The organism is Massilia sp. S19_KUP03_FR1, assembly GCF_036688685.1.
GTDB lineage: Bacteria > Pseudomonadota > Gammaproteobacteria > Burkholderiales > Burkholderiaceae_D > JALYUM01.
Genome location: NZ_JAQQPS010000034.1, coordinates 19235 through 41743 on the forward strand (window position 1 = coordinate 19235; position 22509 = coordinate 41743).

General features: G+C 60.5%; 23 protein-coding genes. 21 read left to right on the plus strand and 2 right to left on the minus strand.

Annotated features, from left to right (window positions below; translation table 11 throughout):
• The first annotated feature begins 70 nt into the window (after positions 1 to 70).
• The 5 genes from clpB (at position 71) to V6M87_RS25520 (ending at position 7603) form a co-directional block, all read left to right on the plus strand.
• Positions 71 to 2680 (plus strand): ATP-dependent chaperone ClpB, encoded by a 2610-nt coding sequence (clpB, locus tag V6M87_RS25500; RefSeq protein ID WP_332879489.1) that lies wholly within the window; start codon positions 71 to 73, stop codon positions 2678 to 2680.
• An 82-nt stretch (positions 2681 to 2762) separates the two neighbouring features.
• Positions 2763 to 3257: a ribonuclease E activity regulator RraA gene (rraA, locus tag V6M87_RS25505; RefSeq protein WP_332879490.1), complete on the plus strand. Its 495-nt coding sequence runs from the start codon at positions 2763 to 2765 to the stop codon at positions 3255 to 3257.
• 316 nt (positions 3258 to 3573) lie between these two features.
• Positions 3574 to 4872, plus strand: a complete 1299-nt coding sequence (aceA, locus tag V6M87_RS25510; RefSeq protein ID WP_332879491.1) for an isocitrate lyase — start codon at positions 3574 to 3576, stop codon at positions 4870 to 4872.
• Between the two features lie 150 nt (positions 4873 to 5022).
• Positions 5023 to 6207 carry a 23S rRNA (adenine(2030)-N(6))-methyltransferase RlmJ gene (locus V6M87_RS25515; protein ID WP_332879492.1) on the plus strand — a complete coding sequence of 395 codons (1185 nt, stop codon included), beginning with the start codon at positions 5023 to 5025 and terminating at the stop codon, positions 6205 to 6207.
• Positions 6208 to 6331: 124 nt separating this feature from the next.
• Positions 6332 to 7603 (plus strand): EAL and HDOD domain-containing protein, encoded by a 1272-nt coding sequence (locus tag V6M87_RS25520; protein ID WP_332879493.1) that lies wholly within the window; start codon positions 6332 to 6334, stop codon positions 7601 to 7603.
• 5 nt (positions 7604 to 7608) lie between these two features.
• Here V6M87_RS25520 and V6M87_RS25525 read toward each other — a convergent pair whose 3' ends face one another.
• Positions 7609 to 8358 (minus strand): SAM-dependent methyltransferase, encoded by a 750-nt coding sequence (locus V6M87_RS25525; RefSeq protein WP_332879494.1) that lies wholly within the window; start codon positions 8356 to 8358, stop codon positions 7609 to 7611.
• A 19-nt stretch (positions 8359 to 8377) separates the two neighbouring features.
• A complete protein-coding gene (locus tag V6M87_RS25530) occupies positions 8378 to 8986 on the minus strand; it encodes a Maf-like protein (RefSeq protein ID WP_332879495.1) in 609 nt (202 codons plus the stop codon).
• A gap of 178 nt (positions 8987 to 9164) precedes the next feature.
• On the opposite strand from V6M87_RS25530, the gene V6M87_RS25535 reads away from it, so the two are divergent.
• The 16 genes from V6M87_RS25535 to V6M87_RS25610 all read left to right on the plus strand — a co-directional run bounded on the left by V6M87_RS25535 (position 9165) and on the right by V6M87_RS25610 (position 22472).
• Positions 9165 to 9662, plus strand: a complete 498-nt coding sequence (locus V6M87_RS25535) for a YceD family protein (RefSeq protein ID WP_332879496.1) — start codon at positions 9165 to 9167, stop codon at positions 9660 to 9662.
• 190 nt (positions 9663 to 9852) lie between these two features.
• Positions 9853 to 10035 (plus strand): 50S ribosomal protein L32, encoded by a 183-nt coding sequence (rpmF, locus tag V6M87_RS25540; RefSeq protein ID WP_008449924.1) that lies wholly within the window; start codon positions 9853 to 9855, stop codon positions 10033 to 10035.
• A gap of 185 nt (positions 10036 to 10220) precedes the next feature.
• Positions 10221 to 11273: a phosphate acyltransferase PlsX gene (gene plsX, locus V6M87_RS25545; protein ID WP_332879498.1), complete on the plus strand. Its 1053-nt coding sequence runs from the start codon at positions 10221 to 10223 to the stop codon at positions 11271 to 11273.
• Positions 11274 to 11304: 31 nt separating this feature from the next.
• On the plus strand, positions 11305 to 12291 hold the full coding sequence (locus V6M87_RS25550; RefSeq protein WP_332879499.1) for a beta-ketoacyl-ACP synthase III: 987 nt from the start codon (positions 11305 to 11307) through the stop codon (positions 12289 to 12291).
• Between the two features lie 15 nt (positions 12292 to 12306).
• Positions 12307 to 13242, plus strand: a complete 936-nt coding sequence (fabD, locus tag V6M87_RS25555) for an ACP S-malonyltransferase (protein ID WP_332879500.1) — start codon at positions 12307 to 12309, stop codon at positions 13240 to 13242.
• 36 nt (positions 13243 to 13278) lie between these two features.
• On the plus strand, positions 13279 to 14028 hold the full coding sequence (fabG, locus tag V6M87_RS25560; protein ID WP_332879501.1) for a 3-oxoacyl-ACP reductase FabG: 750 nt from the start codon (positions 13279 to 13281) through the stop codon (positions 14026 to 14028).
• Positions 14029 to 14183: 155 nt separating this feature from the next.
• Positions 14184 to 14423 (plus strand): acyl carrier protein, encoded by a 240-nt coding sequence (gene acpP / locus V6M87_RS25565; protein ID WP_020653257.1) that lies wholly within the window; start codon positions 14184 to 14186, stop codon positions 14421 to 14423.
• Positions 14424 to 14450: 27 nt separating this feature from the next.
• Positions 14451 to 15698, plus strand: coding sequence for a beta-ketoacyl-ACP synthase II (gene fabF, locus V6M87_RS25570; RefSeq protein ID WP_332879502.1), 1248 nt, complete (start codon positions 14451 to 14453; stop codon positions 15696 to 15698).
• Between the two features lie 94 nt (positions 15699 to 15792).
• Positions 15793 to 16299 (plus strand): protein YgfX, encoded by a 507-nt coding sequence (locus tag V6M87_RS25575; protein WP_332879503.1) that lies wholly within the window; start codon positions 15793 to 15795, stop codon positions 16297 to 16299.
• Between the two features lie 65 nt (positions 16300 to 16364).
• A complete protein-coding gene (gene rpoE / locus V6M87_RS25580) occupies positions 16365 to 16967 on the plus strand; it encodes an RNA polymerase sigma factor RpoE (RefSeq protein ID WP_332879504.1) in 603 nt (200 codons plus the stop codon).
• A 69-nt stretch (positions 16968 to 17036) separates the two neighbouring features.
• The gene (locus tag V6M87_RS25585) at positions 17037 to 17330 is read left to right on the plus strand and encodes a sigma-E factor negative regulatory protein (RefSeq protein WP_332879505.1); all 294 of its coding nucleotides are present in this window, start codon (positions 17037 to 17039) and stop codon (positions 17328 to 17330) included.
• Between the two features lie 98 nt (positions 17331 to 17428).
• On the plus strand, positions 17429 to 18883 hold the full coding sequence (locus V6M87_RS25590; RefSeq protein WP_332879506.1) for a Do family serine endopeptidase: 1455 nt from the start codon (positions 17429 to 17431) through the stop codon (positions 18881 to 18883).
• Positions 18884 to 18885: 2 nt separating this feature from the next.
• Entirely contained in the window at positions 18886 to 19179 is a 294-nt protein-coding gene (locus tag V6M87_RS25595) for a glutaredoxin family protein (RefSeq protein ID WP_332879507.1), read from the plus strand.
• Between the two features lie 163 nt (positions 19180 to 19342).
• Positions 19343 to 21136, plus strand: a complete 1794-nt coding sequence (gene lepA / locus V6M87_RS25600) for a translation elongation factor 4 (RefSeq protein WP_332879508.1) — start codon at positions 19343 to 19345, stop codon at positions 21134 to 21136.
• Positions 21133 to 22053, plus strand: a complete 921-nt coding sequence (gene lepB, locus V6M87_RS25605; protein WP_332879509.1) for a signal peptidase I — start codon at positions 21133 to 21135, stop codon at positions 22051 to 22053. Before lepA ends, lepB begins: the two co-directional genes overlap by 4 nt.
• A 23-nt stretch (positions 22054 to 22076) precedes the next feature.
• Positions 22077 to 22472 carry a DUF4845 domain-containing protein gene (locus V6M87_RS25610; RefSeq protein ID WP_332879510.1) on the plus strand — a complete coding sequence of 132 codons (396 nt, stop codon included), beginning with the start codon at positions 22077 to 22079 and terminating at the stop codon, positions 22470 to 22472.
• Positions 22473 to 22509: the final 37 nt, after the last annotated feature.

Sequence of the window (22509 nt, forward strand, 5' to 3'; positions counted from 1 at the left end):
GCCGCCGCCTTGAATCCCCCTCGTTCACCCCAATTTTATTCCCAAGTTAAAACCATTCGGGAGTAATACCATGCGCCAAGACAAACTGACGACCAAGTTGCAGGAAGCCCTGGCCGACGCCCAGAGCCTTGCGGTCGGCAATGACAACCAGTACATCGAGCCGGCGCACCTGCTGCTGGCTTTGCTGAACCAGGACGACGGTGGCGCCCGTTCCCTGTTGCAGCGCGCCGGCGTGAATGTCGGCAGCCTGACCACCTCGCTGAAAAGTGCGCTCGAGCGCCTCGCCAAGGTCTCTGGCAATGGCGGCGAAGTGCAGGTCGGGCGCGAACTCGTTGCGCTGCTGAACCTGGCCGACCGCGAATCGCAGAAACGCGGCGACCAGTTCCTGTCGAGCGAAATGATTTTATTGGCGCTGACCGACGACAAGTCGGACGCCGGGCGCGTAGCCCGTGAAGCCGGTCTCACCAAAAAAGCGCTGGAGTCGGCTGTGCAGGCAGTGCGCGGTGGTGATGGCGTCAACTCGCAGGACGCCGAAGGCCAGCGTGAATCGCTCAAAAAATACACACTCGACCTGACCGAGCGCGCCCGCTTGGGCAAGCTCGACCCGGTGATCGGGCGCGACGAGGAGATTCGCCGTGCGATCCAGGTGCTGCAGCGCCGCACCAAGAACAATCCGGTGCTGATCGGTGAGCCGGGCGTGGGCAAGACCGCCATCGTCGAGGGTCTGGCGCAGCGCATCATCAATGGTGAGGTGCCCGATTCGCTCAAGGGCAAACGCGTGCTGTCGCTCGATATGGCCGGGTTGCTGGCCGGCGCCAAATACCGTGGCGAATTCGAGGAGCGCCTCAAATCCGTGCTGAAGGAACTGGCCCAGGACGAAGGCCAGACCATCCTTTTCATTGACGAGCTGCACACGATGGTCGGCGCCGGCAAGGCCGAAGGGGCGATGGATGCGGGCAATATGCTGAAACCGGCCCTGGCGCGCGGCGAACTGCATTGCGTCGGCGCGACCACGCTCGACGAATACCGCAAGTACATCGAGAAGGATGCTGCGCTGGAACGGCGCTTCCAGAAAATCCTGGTGGATGAGCCGACCGTGGAGGCCACCATCGCCATCCTGCGCGGCTTGCAGGACAAGTACGAGCTGCACCACAAGGTCGAGATCACCGATGCCGCCATCATTGCCGCAGCTGAATTGTCGCAACGCTACATCACGGACCGTTTCCTGCCCGACAAGGCGATCGACCTGATCGATGAAGCCGCGTCGAAAATCAAGATCGAGATCGATTCCAAGCCGGAAGTGATGGACCGCCTCGAGCGCCGCATCATCCAGCTGAAAATCGAGAAGGAAGCCGTCAAGAAAGAAAAGGACGAAGCATCGCTGCGCCGCCTCGAGCTGATCGACGCGGAAATTGCGCGCCTGGAGCGCGAATACAACGATTTCGATGAAATCCTGAAGGCCGAAAAGGCGATGGTGCAGGGCACCACCCACATCAAGGAGGAGATCGAGGCCGTGCGCTTCCAGATGGAAGAAGCGCGCCGGCAAAGCAATTACGCCCGCATGTCGGAGTTGCAATATGGGCGCCTGCCGGAACTCGAGCAGCAACTAAAGCAGGCCGAGGCGACGGTCGACCGGGACCAGCATGCCGATGGCGGCAAGCCGAAGCTGCTGCGCACGCAGGTCGGTGCCGAAGAGATCGCCGAAGTGGTCTCGCGCGCGACCGGTATTCCGGTATCGCGCATGATGCAGGGCGAGCGCGACAAGCTGATGCACATCGAAGACGAGCTGCACAAGCGCGTGGTGGGCCAGGACGAAGCCATCACGGCAGTGGCCGACGCCATCCGCCGCTCGCGCGCCGGCCTGTCGGATCCGAACCGTCCGTACGGCTCCTTCATGTTCCTCGGCCCCACCGGCGTGGGCAAGACCGAATTGTGCAAGGCGCTGGCTGCCTACCTGTTCGATACCGAGGACGCCATGATCCGCCTCGACATGAGCGAATTCATGGAGAAGCATTCGGTGTCGCGCCTGATCGGCGCGCCGCCGGGTTATGTCGGTTACGACGAGGGCGGCTATCTCACCGAAGCCGTGCGCCGCAAACCGTACAGCGTGATCCTGCTCGATGAAGTCGAAAAGGCCCACCACGATGTGTTCAATGTTCTGCTGCAGGTGCTCGACGATGGCCGCATGACGGACGGGCAGGGCCGCACGGTCGATTTCAAGAACACCGTGATCGTGATGACGTCGAACCTCGGTTCCCATAAAATCCAGTCGATGGAGAGCGACGACCCGGGCGTCGTGAAACTGGCCGTGATGGCGGAAGTGCGCAGCCACTTCCGGCCCGAGTTCATCAACCGGATCGACGAGATCGTCGTGTTCCACGGCCTGGACGAGAAAAACATCGGCGCCATTGCCAAGATCCAGCTGCGCCACCTGGAACAGCGCCTGGCCAAGATGGAGATGTCGCTCGATGTGTCCGACGAAGCGCTGCAGAAAATTGCCGAGGCGGGCTACGATCCGGTGTATGGCGCGCGGCCGTTGAAACGCGCGATCCAGCAGCAGATCGAAAATCCGCTGTCGAAACTGATCTTGTCGGGCAAGTTCGGGCCGAAAGACACGATTCCGGTGCGGGTGGTGAACGGCGCGCTGTCGTTCCGGCCGGCAGTGGCGCTGGACAAGTAAGCCGCACGCCAGAGCGGCAGATTTCGGCGTAGTCTGGAGGCAGCGGCGCACTGACGCGCCGCTGCCTCCTGAAAGTTCGCCCATGACCACTTCCACCACCGACCTTTGCGATGCCCACTGCGACCGTCTCAACGACGGCCGCATGGCCGTGCTGGCGCCGTTTTACATTTCCTTCGGCAAACGCCGCGCCTTTTCCGGACACGCCGTCACGCTGCAAGTGACGGACGACAACGCGCTGGTACGTGCGACGCTCGAGACGCCGGGCGCGGGCCGCGTGCTGGTGATCGACGGCGGCGGCAGCCAGCGCTGCGCACTGGTCGGCGGCCAGCTGGCGCTGCTGGCGCAAGCCAATGGCTGGAGCGGCATCATCGTCGACGGCTGCGTGCGCGATGTTGACGAGCTCAATGCCGCCGATATCGGTATCCGCGCGAAAGCCGTCCATCCACGCCGCGGCGGCAAGCTGGGCGCCGGCCACCGCGACACCATCATCCACATTGCCGGCACCCACATCCGTCCCGGCGACTGGATCGTGGCAGACGCCGACGGCATCCTGGTGTCGCGCGAAGCGCTGAACTGAAGTTGCCTTAGCTCAATTCTTCCCATCTGCCCCCGCACTAGCATGTGCGGGGCGCCGCATTTCACCTGACGCCAGCCGTGTTTCATATCGTGAAATGCGCAGCAAAATTCGCCCAAGAATTTATCCCGACTGAAGAAATATCGTTTCGCATCCCGAAAAACTAAATCCAAGCGCTTGATTAGATTGAGTTTTAATTTACTCCTATGTCTTATATAAGAGTGGTGCTGCTTTGCACAAACGGCCTACAATGATTCCAAGGGATCGACGATTTTCATCAGTTCATTTTCTACTACGCTCACATTTCAGGAGAATTACCATGGCAACTCGCGAACAGCAAATTGCAGCACTCCAGCAAGACTGGGACACCAATCCACGCTGGAAAGGCGTCACCCGCACTTACACGGCGGCCGACGTGGTCCGCCTGCGCGGTTCACTGCGCATCGAGCACACGCTGGCCAAGCGCGGCGCCGAAAAACTGTGGGACCTGGTCAATGAAGAGCCGTTCGTGAATGCCCTGGGCGCCCTGACCGGCAACCAGGCCATGCAGCAAGTCAAAGCCGGTCTGAAAGCCATTTATTTGTCGGGCTGGCAAGTGGCCGGCGATGCCAACGTGGCTGGCGAAATGTATCCCGATCAGTCGCTGTATCCTGCCAACTCGGTGCCACTGGTCGTGCGCCGCATCAACAACACCTTCCAGCGTGCCGACCAGATTCAATGGTCGGAAGGCAAGGACGACATCGATTATTTCGCGCCCATCGTGGCCGATGCCGAAGCCGGTTTCGGCGGCGTGCTCAACGCCTATGAGCTGATGAAGTCGATGATCGAAGCGGGCGCCGCCGGCGTGCACTTCGAAGACCAGTTGGCGTCGGTCAAAAAATGCGGCCATATGGGCGGCAAGGTGCTGGTGCCATCGCGTGAAGCCATCGAAAAATTGACGGCAGCGCGCCTGGCTGCCGATGTCATGGGCACCTCGACCCTGGTGATCGCCCGTACCGATGCGGAAGCCGCCGATCTGCTCACGTCCGACGTCGACCCGGTCGACCAGCCCTTCGTCACCGGCGAACGCACCGTCGAAGGCTTTTATAAAGTGCGCAACGGCCTCGACCAGGCCATCTCGCGCGCCATTGCCTACGCCCCGTATGCCGACCTGGTCTGGTGCGAAACCGGCAAGCCGGACCTGGCCTTTGCCAAAAAATTCGCCGACGCCGTGCACGCCAAATTCCCGGGCAAAATGCTGGCGTATAACTGCTCGCCATCGTTCAACTGGAAGAAAAACCTGGATGACGCCACCATTGCCAGCTTCCAGAAAGAGCTGGGCGCGATGGGCTACAAATTCCAGTTCATCACACTGGCCGGTTTCCATTCGCTGAACTACGGCATGTTCAACCTCGCGCACGGCTATGCGCGGCGCCAGATGTCGGCCTTCGTCGAATTGCAGGAAGCCGAATTCGCCGCGGCCGACAAGGGCTTTACCGCCGTCAAGCACCAGCGCGAAGTGGGCACCGGGTATTTCGATGCGGTGACGCAGGCAATCCAGAACGGGCAAAGTTCGACCACGGCGCTGCATGGTTCCACCGAAGATGAACAGTTCTTTGATGAGAAGAAGGTAGCGTAATTCGCGTCGCCCGTTGTAGAACGCGGGGGGCAAATGAGCGCTTCAGATCGCTATTCGCAAGCCCCGCGTCATTTTAAGCGATAATGGCGCATCCTTGCCGGTTGACCTCCCGCCGGCGCGCCCATTACCGTTTTTTGGAACACCCTCCCTATGTTGAGCTACCGCCACGCCTTTCACGCGGGTAATCACGCCGATGTGTTGAAGCATTTTGTCCAGGTTCAGCTTCACGCCTATATGAACCAGAAGGACGCTGCCTACACCTACATCGATACCCACTCTGGCGCCGGCGTCTACGCCCTCGACGGTGGCTACGCCGCCAAAAACGCGGAATACGAAACCGGTATCGGCCCGCTGTGGGACCGCACCGACCTGCCGCCGGCACTCAAGGAATATCTCGACCTGGTCAAAGGCATGAACCCGAGCGGCAAGATGCGCTATTACCCGGGTTCGCCGTATGTCGCCGACAAACTCGCGCGCGACATCGATCGCCTGCGCCTGTTCGAACTGCATCCGGCCGACAGCAAGATCCTGGCGGACAATTTCCGCCGCGTCGATGCGCACAAGGCCGAGCAGGGCGAGCGTCCGACCGCCCGCGGTCGCCGTGTCCTGATCGAGCGCGGCGACGGCTTTGCCGCGCTGAAAACCTTGCTGCCGCCGCCATCGCGCCGCGCGCTGGTGCTGATCGACCCGCCGTACGAAGACAAGAACGATTACCGCAAGGTCAAGGATGCACTGGAGGAAGCGCTCGGTCGTTTCCCGACCGGCACCTTTGCCGTCTGGTATCCCTTGCTGCATCGAATGGAGTCGCGCCAGTTTGCCGACAAACTGAAACGCTTGCCGGCAAAAGAGTGGCTGAACGTGTCGCTGACCGTCTCCACCCCCGGCCCGGCCGGTTTCGGTTTGCACAGCAGCGGCATGTTCATCATGAATCCGCCATACACCCTGGAACCCCTGCTGCGCCAGGTGATGCCGTATCTGGTCAAAGTGCTGGGCAAGGATGCCGGCGCCACGTTTGTGATTGAAAAAGGTGAGCAGATGACCGGTGCGGCCGCCCAGCGCACGATTGCCAATGGCGCCATCCGGACCCCGGTCGGCAATGCCCGCCGCGCCAGTCCACTGGCTGGCGGCGGCAGTTTGCGCCTGCCGGGCCAGGCGCCGGTCGGTTCGCCCGGCGCCGAGCCGAAGGATGAATCGCTCGGTCGCCCGAGCGTGAAATCGCCTGCTGCCAAATTGAATGCCCGCAAATTCATGAAGCCGGCCGGCGCCGCCGGCAGTGCTGCGAAGCCAGCCTCGGGCCGTCCTGTGGCAAAAAGCACACGTCCACGCCGTCCGTAACACCCGGCGCGTTTCGATGTCGAAATGTAAAGAGCATCGCGAGATGATGCTATCATTCGACCGAAGGGACGTCTGCCGCGTCTGCTGCATGCATCTGCGTGCCATTTGTTTCAGGGAGTTTTAGATGCATGCCGAAGTTCCGGCAGTGAAGACGACGCCATCCGACGAATTCTTCCTGGCGCGCCAGCCGATTCTCGGCCGTGACCAGAATCTGTTTGCCTACGAGCTGCTGTTTCGCGCAGCCGGCGAACACGAAGACGCGAATATTACCGATAGCGCCGCCGCGACCGCCGCCGTGATTTCGCACGCATCCCAACTGGGCATGGCGCAGGTCGTCGGCGAGCAGCTGGCCTTCGTGAATGTCGATGAATTTGTGCTGATGAGCGACTTCGTGCGCTTCCTGCCGCCCCATCAAGTGATCCTGGAAATCCTGGAAACGGTGACGCCGACGCCGCGCCTGCTGGCGCGCGTGGTCGAGCTGAAACAGCTGGGCTTCAAATTCGCCCTCGACGACGTGGTGGCATTTTCACCCGAAATCGACTCGCTGGTGGCGCTGGTCGACATCATCAAGGTCGACATCCAGGGGGTTGCCCGGGCCGACCTGTCGAGCCTGACGTGCGCCTTGCGCCGTCCGCAAAAAAAGTTACTGGCAGAAAAGGTCGAGACCCAGGAAGAATTCAATCTGTGCCTGGAGCTGGGCTTTGATTATTTCCAGGGCTACCACTTTGCCCGTCCCCATATGCTCAGCGGCAGAAAGATCGCACCATCCGATGTGGCCATCCTGGCGCTGCTTGACCTGCTGAAAAGCCAGGCCGACGACCGCACCATCGAGACGGCCGTCAAGCGCGACGCGCTGGTCAGCCTGAACCTGCTGCGCCTGGTCAACAGCCGCGCGGCGCGTCCCGGGCAACGCATCGACTCGCTGGCGCAGGCACTGCAGTTGCTGGGCCGGCGCCAGTTGCAGCGCTGGCTGCAGATCCTGCTCTACACGGCGCCCGGCGCGACAGTCGAGCTGAAGTCGCCGCTGCTGCAAATGGCCAGCACGCGCGGTAAATTGCTTGAACTGATGTCGCTGAAGGTGACGCCGAACGACCCGGCCGCAGCCGATACCGCGTTTACGGTCGGCATCATGTCGCTGACGGAAGCGATGTTGTCGGTGCCGATGCACGACATCCTGGAGAACGTCGACGTCGCCACCGAGGTGCGGGCCGCGCTGATCGACCGCACCGGCACTTTCGGCCAGATGCTGCGCGTGGCCGAAGTGCTGGAAAATGCGGTCAGCGGCCGGCCGCTGAGTGCCGCTTTGAAGAAACTCGGTCTGACCGTCAAGGAAATCCGCGATATCGAATTCGCGGCCTTCGAGTGGGTGCAGGAACTATCCTGCGAAGTGCACTGATGTTTTTACTGCCCCAGTAACAGGAATACCGTTGGTTTCTTGTGGAAATCCGGTGCTTGATCGGCCGCCAGGAGCGCCTTCCATTTCGCGCCAGTGTAGGTGCGCACCGATTCCGATTCCAGGCTCAAATCGGTCGCCACGCAAATGAGCGTGCCCGGCTGGCATGCACCCACCAGTGCATCGAGCATCGCCGCATTCCGATAAGGCGTTTCGATCAGCAACTGCGTCTGTTTCTCGACGCGTGATCGCTGTTCCAGTTCCTTGATGCGCTTGGTGCGCGCGGCGCTCTCGGTCGGCAGGTAGCCATTGAAGGCAAAACTCTGGCCGTTCAGGCCGCTCGCCATCACCGACAACAACAGCGAAGAGGGGCCGACCAGCGGCCGTACCGTGATGCCGTGCTGATGCGCCAGGCGCACCAGGTCGGCGCCGGGATCAGCCACGGCGGGCACGCCCGCTTCTGACACCAGGCCCGCGTCGCGCCCGGCCAATAAAGGCGCCAATAAACCGGCCAGCGCCGCCGCTGGCGTGTTGACGTTCAGTTCCGCGATCTCGATTTCCTGCAGCGGGCGCCCCAGTGGATGGTCGATGGCAATCAATTTCAGGAACGCGCGCGCGGTCTTGGCATTCTCCGCGACAAAATAATCCAGGCTGGCGGTCAGGGCTTGCACCTGTTCCGGCAAAACATGGTGCAAGGCGCCAGAAAGGGCGGCGGTGGGTCCAAGGGTGTTTGGTATGAGGTACAGGATGCCGGGCATAAATTTTCAGGTGAAATGGTCAGGCGCCGAAAAAGGCGACGCCGGCGCGCCGCAGCATGCCGGTCAGGGCAATGAGGGGCAAGCCGGTCAGGGCAGTGGGGTCGGTGCTGTCGATGCGCTCGAGGATGGCGATGCCGAGACCCTCGTTCTTGGCGCTGCCAGCGCAATCGTAGGGTTGTTCGATGCGCAGATAGGCGTCGAGCTCGTTGTCGGGCAAGTCGCGGAATGTGACGGTGGTCTGGATGTTTTCGAGTTGCACCGGGCCGCCGCCTTCGCGCCCGTCGAACAGGCACAGCGCCGTATGAAACACGACGCTGCGACCGCGCATAAGTTGAAGCTGGGCAAACGCGGCGTCGTGGGTGCCGGGTTTGCCGATCTGCAGATCATCAAGCGTGGCAACCTGGTCTGAACCGATCACCAGCGTGCCGGGGTAGAGGGCCGCCACGGCGGCTGCTTTCGCGGTCGCGAGGCGCATGGCCGTTACCGGTGGCGTCTCGCCGGGCAGGGGCGTTTCATCGAGGTGGGGCGCAACGCATTCGAAGGGCAAGCCGAGCCGACTGAGTAGTTCGCGCCGGTAGACGGAACTGGAGGCAAGAATCAACGGCGGTGTGATGATTTTATCGCTCATGTGCGTTTGATGGAAAAACTGACTTATAATAATGCCCGGCTCGACACGCATTTTTCGTCGGCGCTTTGACATCGCAGTGCATAACACTGTGGATAAAGTGGGGAGAAACTGCTTCAAGCCTTTGACGCGACCCAAACAAGCCTGTTATTATCGCAGGTTTTCCGGGGAAACCTCTCAAATGAGCGCTTTTGTCATCGACGCTTTTGAATTTAGTCGAAGCAACGGCCTGCGCGAAGGCGCCACGCCTGTCGCAGAGATGCAACGTTTTACCAGCGACCTTGCTGACAATTCCGGCACCTTGCATTGGTCCATTCAGGGCGGTGTGCTGCGTGAAGGCTATCCTTCATTGACCTTGTCGGTGACGGGTACCGTGCAACTGGTGTGCCAGCGCTGTCTGGCGCCGTTTGCGTATCCACTCGATTCGTCCACCATGCTGGTATTGGGCAAGGACGATGAAGAGGCGGACCAGATCGAAGAGATCCTGGACAATGAAAGTATCGATGTGATCGTCGGCAGCCGTACCTGCGACATCCGTGATCTGCTGGAAGATGAAGCGTTATTGGCCCTGCCGCAGGTGCCAAAGCACGATGTCTGCCCGGCAACGCCGATGCTCGATGCCTTGAAAAGCGACAAACCGTCGCCGTTCGCCGGCTTGCAGAACCTGAAATCCGAATAAATTTTTTGTAGTACAGAACGTGTCGTAGAAATGCCAGCACGTGCAGTAGTCGAGTATGGCAGTGGTAAGTAGTAAATGAGGTGAAGCGTGAAACATGTTGGCAGAAATCTTGCCGCTGGGATACTCGATGCGCATGTATTTGCAAGTCGAATGTGTTAGAATTTTAGAACTTATGGTTTAGGAGTTAGTCATGGCAGTTCAGCAGAATAAGAAGTCCCCTTCGAAGCGCGGTATGCACCGTTCGCACGATTTCCTGGTTGCTCCACAACTGGGTATCGAGCCTACGACTGGTGAGACGCATCTGCGTCACCACATCAGCCCGAACGGTTTCTACCGTGGTCGTAAAGTACTGAAGACCAAGAACGACGAGTAATCGACGTCTTGTTTTTTTGTAATATTAAAAGCGGTGCACCGTGCTGGTTAGGCGTGGCGCCGCTTTTTGCATGTCTGCGGCAGCAAGTTCTTTGCACACCGTCATTTTGATTTCTCGTTCGTTGGTGTTGCACCACGCACATTGCCTGCTGCTGCCGGCACCCGTGCCCCAGTACGCCTTCCCAAATGACAATTAAAATTTCCATCGACTGCATGGGCGGCGATCACGGTCCTGCCGTGACGATCCCCGCAGCGATTAGCTTCGCCAAGGCGCAACCTGAAGCCGAACTGATCCTGGTCGGCCTGGAAGACGTCCTGCGCGCCGAGCTCAAAAAACACCATGCCAGCGATCACCCGCGCCTGTCGATCGTACACGCGTCCGAAGTGGTGACCATGGACGATCCGCTCGAAGTGGCCCTGCGCCGCAAGAAGGATTCGTCGATGCGCGTGGCGATCGAACTGGTGCGTGACGGCAAGGCGCAAGTTTGCTGCTCGGCCGGCAATACCGGCGCCCTGATGGCGGTTTCCCGTTACGTGCTGAAAACCATGCCCGGCGTCGACCGCCCGGCCATCTGCTCGATCATTCCCAACGAAAAGGGCGAGCCGACCTATATGCTCGACCTGGGCGCGAACGTCGATTGCGAGCCCCATCACCTGCACCAGTTCGCCATCATGGGATCGGTGTTGTTCTCCGCCATGGAGGGCGTGGTGCGGCCGACCATCGGCCTGCTCAATGTCGGCACCGAAGAAATCAAGGGCAATGAAGTGGTGAAAGCCACCGGCGCCTTGCTGCGCGAAGACCATGCACGCGGCAATCTGAATTTCTACGGCAACGTCGAAGGCACCGATATTTTCAAGGGCACGACCAATGTCGTCGTATGCGACGGCTTTGTCGGGAATGTCACGCTGAAAGCGATCGAGGGCCTGGCGCACTTTTTCAAAGCCACGCTGCGCGAAAGTGTGATGAGCATGATCGGCGCCGTGATCGCCCGCAAATCGCTGAAAAAGCTCAACCCGTCGCGCTACAACGGGGCCAGTCTGCTGGGCCTGCGCGGCCTGGTATTCAAAAGCCACGGTGGGGCCGACGCCTATTCGTATGAATGGGCCCTGAAGCGCTCGTTCGACGCAGCCAAATTCAATGTGCAGGAACGGCTCGCCGGCATGATCGCCGAGCTGATGCCGATGCCGGACGCACCCGCCGCCACCAGCGCGGAAGCGGCCAGCACCTCGATCAAGTAACTAATATGTTTTAACCCAGCAGGACGGCCACATGACTCTGTACAGCAAAATCATCGGTACCGGCAGCTATTTGCCACAACGTCGCGTGACCAACGCCGAACTGGCGGCCGAGCTGGCTGCCAAGGGCGTCGAAACGTCGGATGAATGGATCGTCTCGCGCAGCGGCATCGCGGCGCGCCACTATGCCGCTGCGGACCAGAACGCCTCGGACATGGCCGTTGAAGCCGGTTTGAAGGCACTCGACATGGCAGGCAAGACTCCCGCCGACGTCGATCTGGTCATCGTTGCCAGTTCGACCCCGGATTTCCATGGAAGTTTCCCGAGTACTGCCTGTATCGTCCAGCGCAAGCTCGGCATGACCAATGGCAGCGCCGCATTCGACGTGGCCGCAGTCTGCAGCGGCTTTGTGTATGCGGTGTCGGTTGCCGACGCCTTCATCAAATCCGGCGCCCACAAGCATGTGCTGGTGATCGGCGCGGAAGTGTTTTCGCGTATCCTCAATTTCGAAGACCGTACCACTTGCGTGCTGTTCGGCGACGGCGCCGGCGCCGTGCTGCTGGGCGCGTCGAGCGAGCCGGGCATCCTGGCCACCAAATTGCATGCCGACGGCCGCTACGCCGACATTTTGTCCGTTCCGGGCAACCTGTCGAATGGCGCCATTGCCGGCAGCGGCTATTTGCACATGGACGGCCAGGCCGTCTTCAAGCTCGCCGTGACGGTGCTCGAGCAGGTGGCGGTTGAAACCCTCGAGGCGGCCGGCATGGACGCCGCCGAGATCGACTGGCTGGTGCCGCACCAGGCGAATATCCGGATCATGAAGTCGACCGCCAAAAAGCTCGGCCTGCCACTGGAAAAAATGGTGGTGACGGTGGATCAGCACGGCAACACCTCGGCCGCCTCGATTCCGCTGGCGCTCGATGTCGCCGTGCGCGACGGCCGCATTCAACCTGGTCACAACGTCATGATGGAAGGCGTCGGTGGTGGCTTTACCTGGGGCGCGATTCTCGTCCGCATGTAACATAGGAATCATTCAATGAATAAATTTGCATTTGTCTTTCCCGGCCAAGGGGCGCAAGCCGTTGGCTTCCTGAACGGTTTTGCTGACAACAAGGTGGTTGCGGACACGCTGGTCGAAGCTTCCGACGCGCTCGGCATTGACCTCGGCCGCCTGATCCTGGAAGGCCCGAAAGAAGCGCTCGACCTCACCACGAATACCCAGCCGGTGATGCTGACCGCGGCCGTGGCCGTGTACCGCGCCTGGATCGCTGCGGGCGGCCCGGTGCCGCACGTCGTGGCCGGCCATAGCCTGGGTGAATACTCGGCACTGGTCGCCGCCGGCGTCATCGCCTTTAAAGATGCGGTGCCGCTGGTGCGCTTCCGCGCCCAGGCCATGCAGGACGCGGTGCCGGTCGGGCAGGGCGGCATGGCCGTCGTGCTCGGGCTCGATGCCGACGCCGTGCGCGCGCTGTGCGTCGAAGCCGCCCAGGGTGAGGTGCTCGAAGCGGTCAACTTCAACGAACCGACCCAGATCGTCATCGCCGGCCACATGGGTGCCATTGACCGCGCCTGCGAACTGGCCAAGTCGAAAGGCGCCAAGCGCGCCATGAAGCTGGCCGTGTCGGCGCCGTTCCACTCGTCGCTGCTCGCGCCGGCCTCGGATCGCCTGCGCGATTACCTGGCTGGCATCCCCTTCAACACGCCGCAGATCGCTGTCATCAACAACGTCGATGTGGCCATCGTGAACGATCCGGCCGGCATCAAGGATGCGCTGGTGCGCCAGGCCGCCGGCCCCGTGCGCTGGGTGGAAACCATGCAGAAAATGGCAGCCGACGGCGTCACGCAAGTGATCGAATGCGCACCGAGCAAAGTGCTGATCGGCATGGCCAAGCGCATCGATCCGGTGCTGGTTGGTGAAGCGCTGGTCGACCAGGCTGCCCTGGAGCGCCTGATTGCCGCAATGTCGGCGTAATTGTCGATTAATATAGTGATACAACAAGGACAATCCATGAATCTCGAAAATCAAGTGGCACTGGTCACCGGCGCGACGCGCGGGATCGGTAAAGCCATCGCCCTCGAGCTGGCACGCCAAGGCGCCAAAGTAGTCGGCACGGCCACCAGCGCCGCCGGCGCTGAAGCCATCTCCGCCTACCTGGCAGACTGCGGCGCGGCAGCCGGTAGCAAGGGCGTGGTCCTGAACGTGACCGATGCCGCCAACTGCGCCGCCGTGGTCGACGACGTGCAGAAGAACGTCGGCAGCTTGTCGATTCTGGTGAATAACGCCGGCATCACGCAGGATCAATTGGCCATGCGCATGAAGGATGAGGAATGGGACAGCGTCATCGCGACCAACCTCACGGCAGTCGCACGCCTGTCGCGCGCCGTGCTGCGCGGCATGATGAAAGCCAAATCCGGCCGCATCATCAATATCACCTCGGTGGTCGGCTCGTCCGGCAATGCAGGCCAGATGAATTACGCCGCCGCCAAAGCCGGCGTGGCCGGCATGAGTCGTGCGCTGGCCCGTGAAATTGGCAGCCGCAACATCACCGTCAATTGCGTCGCGCCGGGCTTTATCGACACCGACATGACCAAGTCGCTGGGCGCCGACCAGCACGCGGCATTGATGACCCAGATCCCGCTGGGCCGTCTGGGTGCGCCGGAGGACATCGCCCACGCGGTCGCCTTCCTGGCGGGGCCGCAGGCGGCCTACATCACCGGCACCACCTTGCACGTCAACGGTGGCATGTACATGGGTTGAAGTGGTGCGCCGGCACCCATAAAGTTCCGGTAGATTCACGGTTTTTAGTAGTGCCTTCGGTCGACTTAGCAGCTGTTACCGAAAAACGTTTCAAGGCGCGCAAACCTGATAAAATGCGCGCACTTTCCGCAACACATACCTAATGGAGCCATAACATGTCGGATATCGAACAACGCGTTAAAAAAATCGTCGCTGAGCAGCTGGGTGTTGCTGAAGCAGACATCAAAATCGAATCCTCGTTCGTTGACGACCTCGGCGCAGACTCCCTCGACACCGTTGAGCTGGTAATGGCCCTGGAAGATGAATTTGAAATGGAAATCCCTGACGAGCAGGCTGAGAAAATCACCACCGTCAAGCAAGCCATCGACTACGCAACCGCGCACGTCAAGGCCTAAGCTGTTCATAGCATTCAGGAGAATCGCTTGAGTCGTTCACGCAATCGTCGTGTCGTCATTACCGGCCTGGGCTGTGTTTCACCGATCGGCAATAATATTGCCGATACCTGGAGTGCAGCACTTGCCGGCAAGTCGGGTATTGCCGACATTACCCGGTTCGACGCCACCGCTTTCTCGACCCGTTTTGCGGGCGAAGTCAAAGGCTTCAATATCGATGACTACCTGCCGCCCAAAGAGTCGCGCAATATGGATACGTTTATCCACTTTGGCATGGCTGCGGGTGTGCAGGCGCTGCAGGATTGCGGCATTGTCGTTACCGAAGAAAATGCCGACCGTATCGGTGTGATCATTGGTTCCGGCATTGGCGGTCTGCCGCGCATCGAAGAGCAAAAAGAAGAATACGACAAGCGCGGCCCACGCCGCATTTCGCCGTTCTTCGTCCCAGCCTCGATCATCAACATGATTTCCGGCGACTTGTCGATCAAGTACGGCCTGCGCGGCCCCAACCTTGCCATCGTGACAGCTTGCACCACTGGCTTGCACTGCATCGGTGCGGCTGGCCGCCTGATCGAATACGGCGACGCCGATGTCATGGTGGCAGGCGGTGCCGAGTCGACCATTTCGCCGCTGGGTCTGGGTGGTTTCGCCACGGCGCGCGCTTTGTCGTCACGCAATGATGATCCATCGACCGCGTCGCGGCCATGGGACATGGACCGTGACGGTTTCGTCCTCGGTGAAGGCGCCGGTGTCATGGTGCTGGAAGAGTACGAGCATGCGAAAGCACGCGGCGCGCGTATTTATGCGGAGCTGATTGGCTTTGGCATGAGCGCGGATGCTTACCACATCACCTCGCCAGTCGAAGATGGCGCCGGTGCAAGCCGGTGCATGGTGTCGGCCTTGGCAAATGCTGAACTGAATCGCGATCAAATTCAGTACATCAATGCGCATGGCACGTCGACGCCGCAGGGTGACCTGGCCGAAGTGCAGGGCATCAAGCGCACCTTCGGCGACCACGCCGGCAAGCTGGTGGTCAATTCGACCAAGTCGATGACCGGCCACCTGCTGGGCGGCGCTGGCGGCCTGGAGGCGGTGTTCACCGTGTTGGCGATGTACCATCAGGTCTCGCCACCGACGATCAACATCTTCAACCAGGACCCGGCCTGCGACCTTGATTTCTGCGCCAACACGGCGCGCGAAATGAAGATCGACTACGCGGTCAAAAACTCGTTTGGCTTCGGTGGTACCAACGGTACGCTGGTGTTCAAAAAAGTCTGAACCAGTACAGCCCCTTCCGGTCAAACGGAAGGGGTTTTAGTTTGTGCAGTGCCTCCTGTCGTTCCCTTCCCACTTTCTCATCCATACCAACGCCATGCGCGACATGCATGCTGCTGCCTTGCCGCCCTCGATTTCCCTATCGGTGTCGATTGCGCCGTCGCGCCGCTTGCGCATGCTGCTGTTTCTCGCTGCACTGGTGCATGGCGGTGCTGCCTGGTCGATCCTGTGCGGTGCGCTCGACGTGGCCTGGCCGTGGCTGCTGGCAGGTTGTGCCGGCGTGGCCGCGGTGCTCTGCGCGACGGCCGCGGCCCAGCCTTTGAAGACGCGCCAGATTGATATTTCTAAAGCTGGTGCGCTACGCCTGACGGTACAACAGAAGCTGCCAGAGCCCGGGCGCGCAGTGCGGCTGTTGCCGGGTTCTTTGCTATGGGGAGCGCTGCTGGTGCTGCGTTTCGGCAGCACCGACGATGCGGCGGCGCCCCCGCAGACAATATTAGTTTTGCCCGACAGTACGGGGCGCGAAGCGTTCCGCGCACTGTCCGTGGCGATGCGCGCCATTGCCGGACACAGCAGCGCGAAGGATGGGCAAAAAATACATTGAACTTATTGCAGCGAAACAACTCTTAGATAGTAGGAGCAACGTTTTCGCTGTCCTCAGGGGCTTGCGTGACGAATGAACGCGATGGTGATCAGGTCTTGGTGGCGCGCGTCCAGGCTGGCGAGCGGGAAGCATTCGACCTGCTGGTCGCCAAGTACCAGCGCCGGCTGATGCGGCTGGTCGCGCGTCTGGTGCACGACCCGGCGGAGGCCGAGGACGTGGTGCAGGAAACGTTCATCAAGGCGTTCCGGGCTTTGCGGCATTTTCGCGGCGATTCGGCCTTTTATACCTGGTTGTATCGCATTGGTATCAATACCGCAAAAAATTTTTTGGTAACACAGGGGCGGCGCGCCCCGACCTCGACCGAGGCCGATGCGGAGCGCGCCGAGGGGTTTGATGATGCGGAAAACCTGCGCGACATCAATACGCCGGAATCGGTGTTGGCGAGCAAGCAAATCGCCCACACCGTCAACGCCGCAATGGAAGCGCTGCCGCTCGAATTACGGACGGCAATCGTCCTGCGCGAAATTGAAGGTTTGAGCTACGAAGAGATATCCGAAGTGATGGCCTGTCCCATCGGCACCGTGCGCAGTCGCATTTTTCGCGCACGCGAAGTCATCGCCGAAAAGTTGAGGCCGCTTTTGGATATGCCGGATCAGAAACGCCGGTAGCATCGTGGTGAAAAACGTAACACACGGGGAGCTTAAAAATTCGCAATTTAACGCTGTAATGGAACATTGATGGACACGCACAAAAAAATTCGCGAGCATATTTCCGCTTTCGCCGACGGCGCTTCGCCGGACGCCGATGTGGAGCTGGCCCTGGCTGCTTTGCAAGGAGATGACGGTCGCCAGACCTGGGCCCTGTACCACCTGATCGGCGATGTGCTGCGCGTCGATCCCGGCCCGCCGCTGGCGCCCGGTTTTAACGATCGGCTGGCGGCGCGCTTGGCTGCGGAGCCGCTGCCGGTCAAGAAAGCGCTCAGTGCGGCGCCGGTGGCGGAGGTGGCCAGCGTGCCCTTGGCGAGTGCGTGAGGCTGCGATCGTTGCGCTTGGCGAGCCCGGCATCACGTCGCGACAAACCGTCGATTTTGCCTTACCATAACGCCAAGATCCACCTCTTTTTTCACTCCATGACACGCACATTCGCCAGCCACATCGTCCCGGCCCTGCTGCTCGCAGGCTTCTCCCTCGCGTTCAACGGCCCGGTGCTGGCGGCAGCGCCGGTGCCCACCCCTGTTGTCACCGGCTTGCCCGATTTTACCGACCTGATCGACAAGGTCGGCCCGGCAGTCGTCAACATTCGCACCACCGAAAAAGTACGCCAGGGCCAGGGTGGTACGCCAAATGAAGAAGAAATGCAGGATTTCCTGCGCCGCTTCTTCGGCGGCCAGGCGGTGCCGCGCGGTGGCCGGCGCGCGCCGCAGCAGCCGCAGGAAGAAGAAGTCACGCGCGGCGTCGGCTCCGGCTTCATCATTTCCGACGACGGCTATGTCTTGACCAACGCCCACGTGGTCGAAGGTGCCGACGAAGTCACCGTCACGCTGACCGACCGGCGCGAGTTCAAGGCCAAGGTGCTGGGCAGCGACAAGCGCTCCGATGTCGCCTTGCTGAAGCTGGCGGCCACCAATCTGCCGCGCCTGCGCATGGGCGACTCGAACAAGATCCGTGTCGGCGAGTGGGTCATCGCCATCGGTTCGCCATTCAACCTCGATAACACCGTCACCGCCGGCATCATCTCCGCCAAGGCGCGCGACACCGGCGAATACCTGCCACTGATTCAAAGCGACGTGGCCGTCAATCCCGGCAATTCGGGCGGCCCGCTGATTAATATGCGCGGCGAGGTCATCGGCATCAATTCGCAGATCGCGACGCTCTCGGGCGCCTATAACGGCATTTCTTTTGCCGTGCCGATCGCCGAAGCGATGCGCGTGGCCGATCAGTTGAAAGCCACCGGCCGCGTCACGCGCGGGCGCCTTGGCGTGCAAATTGGTGAGGTCACGCGCGACGTGGCCGAGTCGCTGGGCCTGGGCGCGGCGCGCGGCGCCGAGGTGTCGATGGTCGAGCCGGACGGCCCGGCCGAAAAAGCCGGCATCAAGGTTGGCGACATCATCCTCAAATTCAATGGCCAGGCCATCGACAAGACCCCGGACTTGCCGCGCCTGGTCGGCGCGACGCCGGTCGGCAGCCGCGCCACCGTCACCGTCTGGCGCCGCGGCCAGCAACTCGACGTGCCGGTCACCATTGTCCAGTTGCAGGACGAAGCGGCCAGCGTCAAGCCGACACCCAAAGCGCCGCCCGCCACGGTCGCGCCGAATGCGCTCGGCATGCACGTGTCGGACCTGAGCGCCGCCCAGCGCAAAGCCATGAAAATCGACGGCGGCGTGCTGGTCGACTCGGCAGTCGGCGCGGCGGCGGCGGCCGGTATCAAGGCCGGCGACGTGCTGATGCAGATGAATAACGTCGAAGTGCGCGACGCCGCCAGTTTCAACGCCCTGGCCGCGAAACTCGATCCGAAGAAAAGCGTCGCGGTGCTGGTGCGGCGCGACAACACCACCCAGTTCGTGGTGATCAGGCCGCGTTCGTAGTCGTGCTGGAATTGACGCTGTTTTCGCGCAGCTATTGCCACCTGTGCGAGGAGATGCTGGCAGCCCTGCGCGCCATGGCGTCGCCGCCGCGGCCCTTTCTGGTCACCGTGATCGACATCGATGCGGCGGCCGAGGCGGGCGACGCGGGGCCATTGGCGCGTTTCGACGAACTGGTGCCCGTGCTGTTCGGCGGCCTGCAAGACCCCGAACTGTGCCACTATTTCCTCGATGAATTAGCAGTTCGCAACTGGCTGGCAGGGCCACAACTTTCCTCTTCGTCAGCGTCTTCAGCATAAACCGGGCTTTCAATGTAGAAATCCGGTAAAATGCCAAGGTTCGAGACGCGTCACGTCTGCCGCACACAGCATCTCTCGCTAAATTAGCGCTCGCATTGGGGGGAGTCTCCCAACTGAGCGCTTTTTTCGTATTGCGCTTCCTTTTTGGTTTTGAGTTTGGTTAATGAACAACATACGTAACTTCTCCATCATCGCCCACATCGACCACGGTAAATCGACCCTGGCCGACCGCATCATCCAGATCTGCGGCGGCTTGTCCGACCGCGACATGGAGGCGCAGGTACTCGATTCGATGGACCTCGAGCGCGAGCGCGGGATCACGATCAAGGCCCAGACCGCAGCGCTGCATTACAAGGCGCGCGACGGGGTCATCTACAACCTGAATTTGATCGACACGCCGGGCCACGTCGACTTCAGCTATGAAGTGTCGCGCTCGCTGTCGGCGTGCGAAGGCGCGCTGCTGGTGGTCGATGCCTCGCAAGGCGTGGAAGCGCAGACGGTGGCCAATTGCTACACCGCGCTCGACCTGGGCGTGGAAGTGGTGCCGGTCCTCAACAAGATCGACTTGCCGCACGCCGACCCGGAAAATGCCAAGAAAGAAATCGAGGACGTCATCGGCATCGATGCCAGCGACGCCGCGATGTGCTCGGCCAAGAGCGGCCTGGGCGTGGAAGACGTGCTCGAATCCTTGATCGCGCGCGTGCCGCCGCCAAAAGGCGACCCGAGTGCGCCGCTGCAGGCGCTGATCGTCGACTCGTGGTTCGACAACTATGTCGGCGTGGTCATGCTGGTGCGCGTCATCAACGGCACCCTGAAGCCAAAAGAAAAGATCTTGCTGATGGCATCCGAATCCCAGCAACTTGTGGAATCGGTGGGCGTGTTCAGCCCGAAATCGCAGTCGCTGCCACAGATTTCCGCAGGGCAGGTGGGCTTTGTCATCGCCGGCATCAAGGAATTGAAGGCCGCCAAGGTGGGCGACACCGTCACCCACGTGGCACGACCTGCCGCCGAGCCATTGCCAGGCTTTAAAGAAGTCCAGCCGCAAGTGTTCGCCGGCCTGTTCCCGGTAGAAGCGAACCAGTACGATGCGCTGCGCGACTCGCTGGAAAAGCTGAAATTGAACGATGCCGCCCTGATGTACGAGCCGGAAGTGTCGCAGGCGCTGGGCTTCGGCTTCCGCTGCGGCTTCCTCGGTTTGCTGCACATGGAAATCGTCCAGGAACGCCTCGAGCGCGAGTTCGACATGGACCTGATCACGACGGCGCCGACCGTGGTGTACGAAGTCATCATGCGCGACGGCTCGATGGTGCGCGTCGACAATCCATCGAAAATGCCGGATCCGTCCAAGATCGAAGAAGTGCGCGAGCCGATCGTCACGGTCAATCTGTACTCGCCGCAGGAATATGTCGGCTCGGTGATTACCTTGTGTATCGGCAAGCGCGGCGTGCAACTCGACATGAGCTACCACGGTCGCCAGGTCAAACTGGTGTACGAAATGCCGATGGCCGAAATCGTGCTGGACTTCTTCGACAAGCTGAAATCGACCTCGCGCGGTTACGCCTCGATGGACTACGAGTTCAAGGAATACCGCGCCGCCGACGTGGTCAAAGTCGACATGCTGATCAATAGCGAGAAGGTCGATGCGCTGGCCATCATCGTGCACCGCGCCAACAGCCAGTTCCGTGGCCGCCAGGTTGCCGCCAAGATGCGCGAACTGATCCCGCGCCAGATGTTCGACGTGGCCATCCAGGCCGCGATCGGTGCGAACGTGATTTCGCGTGAAAACGTGAAAGCGCTGCGCAAGAACGTGCTGGCCAAGTGTTATGGCGGCGATATCAGCCGTAAAAAGAAACTGCTGGAGAAGCAAAAGGCCGGCAAGAAGCGCATGAAGCAAGTGGGCTCGGTGGAGATTCCACAAGAAGCTTTCCTGGCAATCCTTCAAGTGGACGATAAATGAGTTTTCAAACCATCCTGAGTAATTTTGCGCTGATCTTGTTCGTGGCCATGGTGGTCACCGGCGTCATCTGGTGCCTCGATGTCTTTATTTTTGCCAGGCAGCGCCGCGCCGCCGCCGGTGCGGCGCTGGCCGCCTACGATGCGCGTCAGGCGAAATTGACCAGCGAAGGCCTGCGCCTCGACGCCGACAATGGCCAGCGCGCCCAGATTGCAGCGGCAATCCTGCGCCAGCCAACCTGGATCGAGTACTCGGGCAGTTTCTTCCCGGTCATCGCACTGGTGTTCATCCTGCGCTCGTTCCTGTGGGAGCCGTTCAAGATCCCGTCGAAGTCGATGGTGCCGACGCTGGAAGTGGGCGACCTGATCCTGGTGAACAAGTACACCTATGGCATTCGCCTGCCGATCCTGAACCAGAAAATTATCCAGATCAACGACCCGCAGCGCGGCGACGTGATGGTGTTTAAATATCCCCAGGACATGACGCAGGATTACATCAAGCGCGTCATCGGCGTGCCGGGTGATAAAATCACCTACGAAAACAAGCGTCTGACGGTCAATGGCAAGCCAGTGACGTACGCGCCGATGAGCGATTACCTCGATTCGGACCGTCCGGTTTACTACAAGCAGTTCATGGAAGACTTGCCGGGGCAGCAACACCGCATCTTGAATATGGACGATCGGGGGCCGTTTGATGTTGCATCGGTGGCGAATTTCCCCCATCGTGACAACTGCCAGTACTCTTACGACAAATTTACCTGTATCGTTCCGGAAGGAAATTATTTCATGATGGGTGATAACCGTGACGACAGCGCGGATAGCCGGTTTTGGGGTTTTGTTCCGGATAAGAATATCGTCGGCAAGGCGTTCTTCGTCTGGATGAATCTCGGTGATCTGAAGCGCATCGGCGGCATCCATTAAAACCCCATCCGGAGGATTTTAAGATGCAAGTTTTTCGTAACAAGCAGCGTGGCGTTTCACTCAGCGGCCTGATTTTTGTCATTGCTATTATCGGTGTCATCGCGGTATTCGGCATGCGTACCGTGCCGAGTTATATCGAGTACAAAGCCATCAAGAACAGCATCGCCGTCGCAAAAGCGAGCGGTGGTTCGGTGCAGGAAATGCGCACCAGCTTCGACAAGAACGCCGACGTCGCGTATATCACCACGATCGCCGGACGCGACCTGAATTTCACCCGTGACAGCGGCCAGGTCGAAATCAGCTTCGCTTACGAAAAACGCCTGCCGATCGCGGGTAACGTCAGCCTGGTGATCGATTATTCCGGCACCACCGATCCAAGCGGCGTCGTTGCGGAGCTATCGGCAACACCGCCAAAATAAGGTTTTACGCAGTTAGCAGATAGTTAGGCCATGAATT

Coding starts and splice junctions, on each gene's coding strand:
- clpB (WP_332879489.1), top strand. CDS start 71: ATGCGCCAAGACAAACTGACGACCAAGTTGCAGGAAGCCCTGGCCGAC.
- rraA (WP_332879490.1), top strand. CDS start 2,763: ATGACCACTTCCACCACCGACCTTTGCGATGCCCACTGCGACCGTCTC.
- aceA (WP_332879491.1), top strand. CDS start 3,574: ATGGCAACTCGCGAACAGCAAATTGCAGCACTCCAGCAAGACTGGGAC.
- V6M87_RS25515 (WP_332879492.1), top strand. CDS start 5,023: ATGTTGAGCTACCGCCACGCCTTTCACGCGGGTAATCACGCCGATGTG.
- V6M87_RS25520 (WP_332879493.1), top strand. CDS start 6,332: ATGCATGCCGAAGTTCCGGCAGTGAAGACGACGCCATCCGACGAATTC.
- V6M87_RS25525 (WP_332879494.1), bottom strand. CDS start 8,358: ATGCCCGGCATCCTGTACCTCATACCAAACACCCTTGGACCCACCGCC.
- V6M87_RS25530 (WP_332879495.1), bottom strand. CDS start 8,986: ATGAGCGATAAAATCATCACACCGCCGTTGATTCTTGCCTCCAGTTCC.
- V6M87_RS25535 (WP_332879496.1), top strand. CDS start 9,165: ATGAGCGCTTTTGTCATCGACGCTTTTGAATTTAGTCGAAGCAACGGC.
- rpmF (WP_008449924.1), top strand. CDS start 9,853: ATGGCAGTTCAGCAGAATAAGAAGTCCCCTTCGAAGCGCGGTATGCAC.
- plsX (WP_332879498.1), top strand. CDS start 10,221: ATGACAATTAAAATTTCCATCGACTGCATGGGCGGCGATCACGGTCCT.
- V6M87_RS25550 (WP_332879499.1), top strand. CDS start 11,305: ATGACTCTGTACAGCAAAATCATCGGTACCGGCAGCTATTTGCCACAA.
- fabD (WP_332879500.1), top strand. CDS start 12,307: ATGAATAAATTTGCATTTGTCTTTCCCGGCCAAGGGGCGCAAGCCGTT.
- fabG (WP_332879501.1), top strand. CDS start 13,279: ATGAATCTCGAAAATCAAGTGGCACTGGTCACCGGCGCGACGCGCGGG.
- acpP (WP_020653257.1), top strand. CDS start 14,184: ATGTCGGATATCGAACAACGCGTTAAAAAAATCGTCGCTGAGCAGCTG.
- V6M87_RS25575 (WP_332879503.1), top strand. CDS start 15,793: ATGCGCGACATGCATGCTGCTGCCTTGCCGCCCTCGATTTCCCTATCG.
- V6M87_RS25585 (WP_332879505.1), top strand. CDS start 17,037: ATGGACACGCACAAAAAAATTCGCGAGCATATTTCCGCTTTCGCCGAC.
- V6M87_RS25590 (WP_332879506.1), top strand. CDS start 17,429: ATGACACGCACATTCGCCAGCCACATCGTCCCGGCCCTGCTGCTCGCA.
- lepA (WP_332879508.1), top strand. CDS start 19,343: ATGAACAACATACGTAACTTCTCCATCATCGCCCACATCGACCACGGT.
- lepB (WP_332879509.1), top strand. CDS start 21,133: ATGAGTTTTCAAACCATCCTGAGTAATTTTGCGCTGATCTTGTTCGTG.
- V6M87_RS25610 (WP_332879510.1), top strand. CDS start 22,077: ATGCAAGTTTTTCGTAACAAGCAGCGTGGCGTTTCACTCAGCGGCCTG.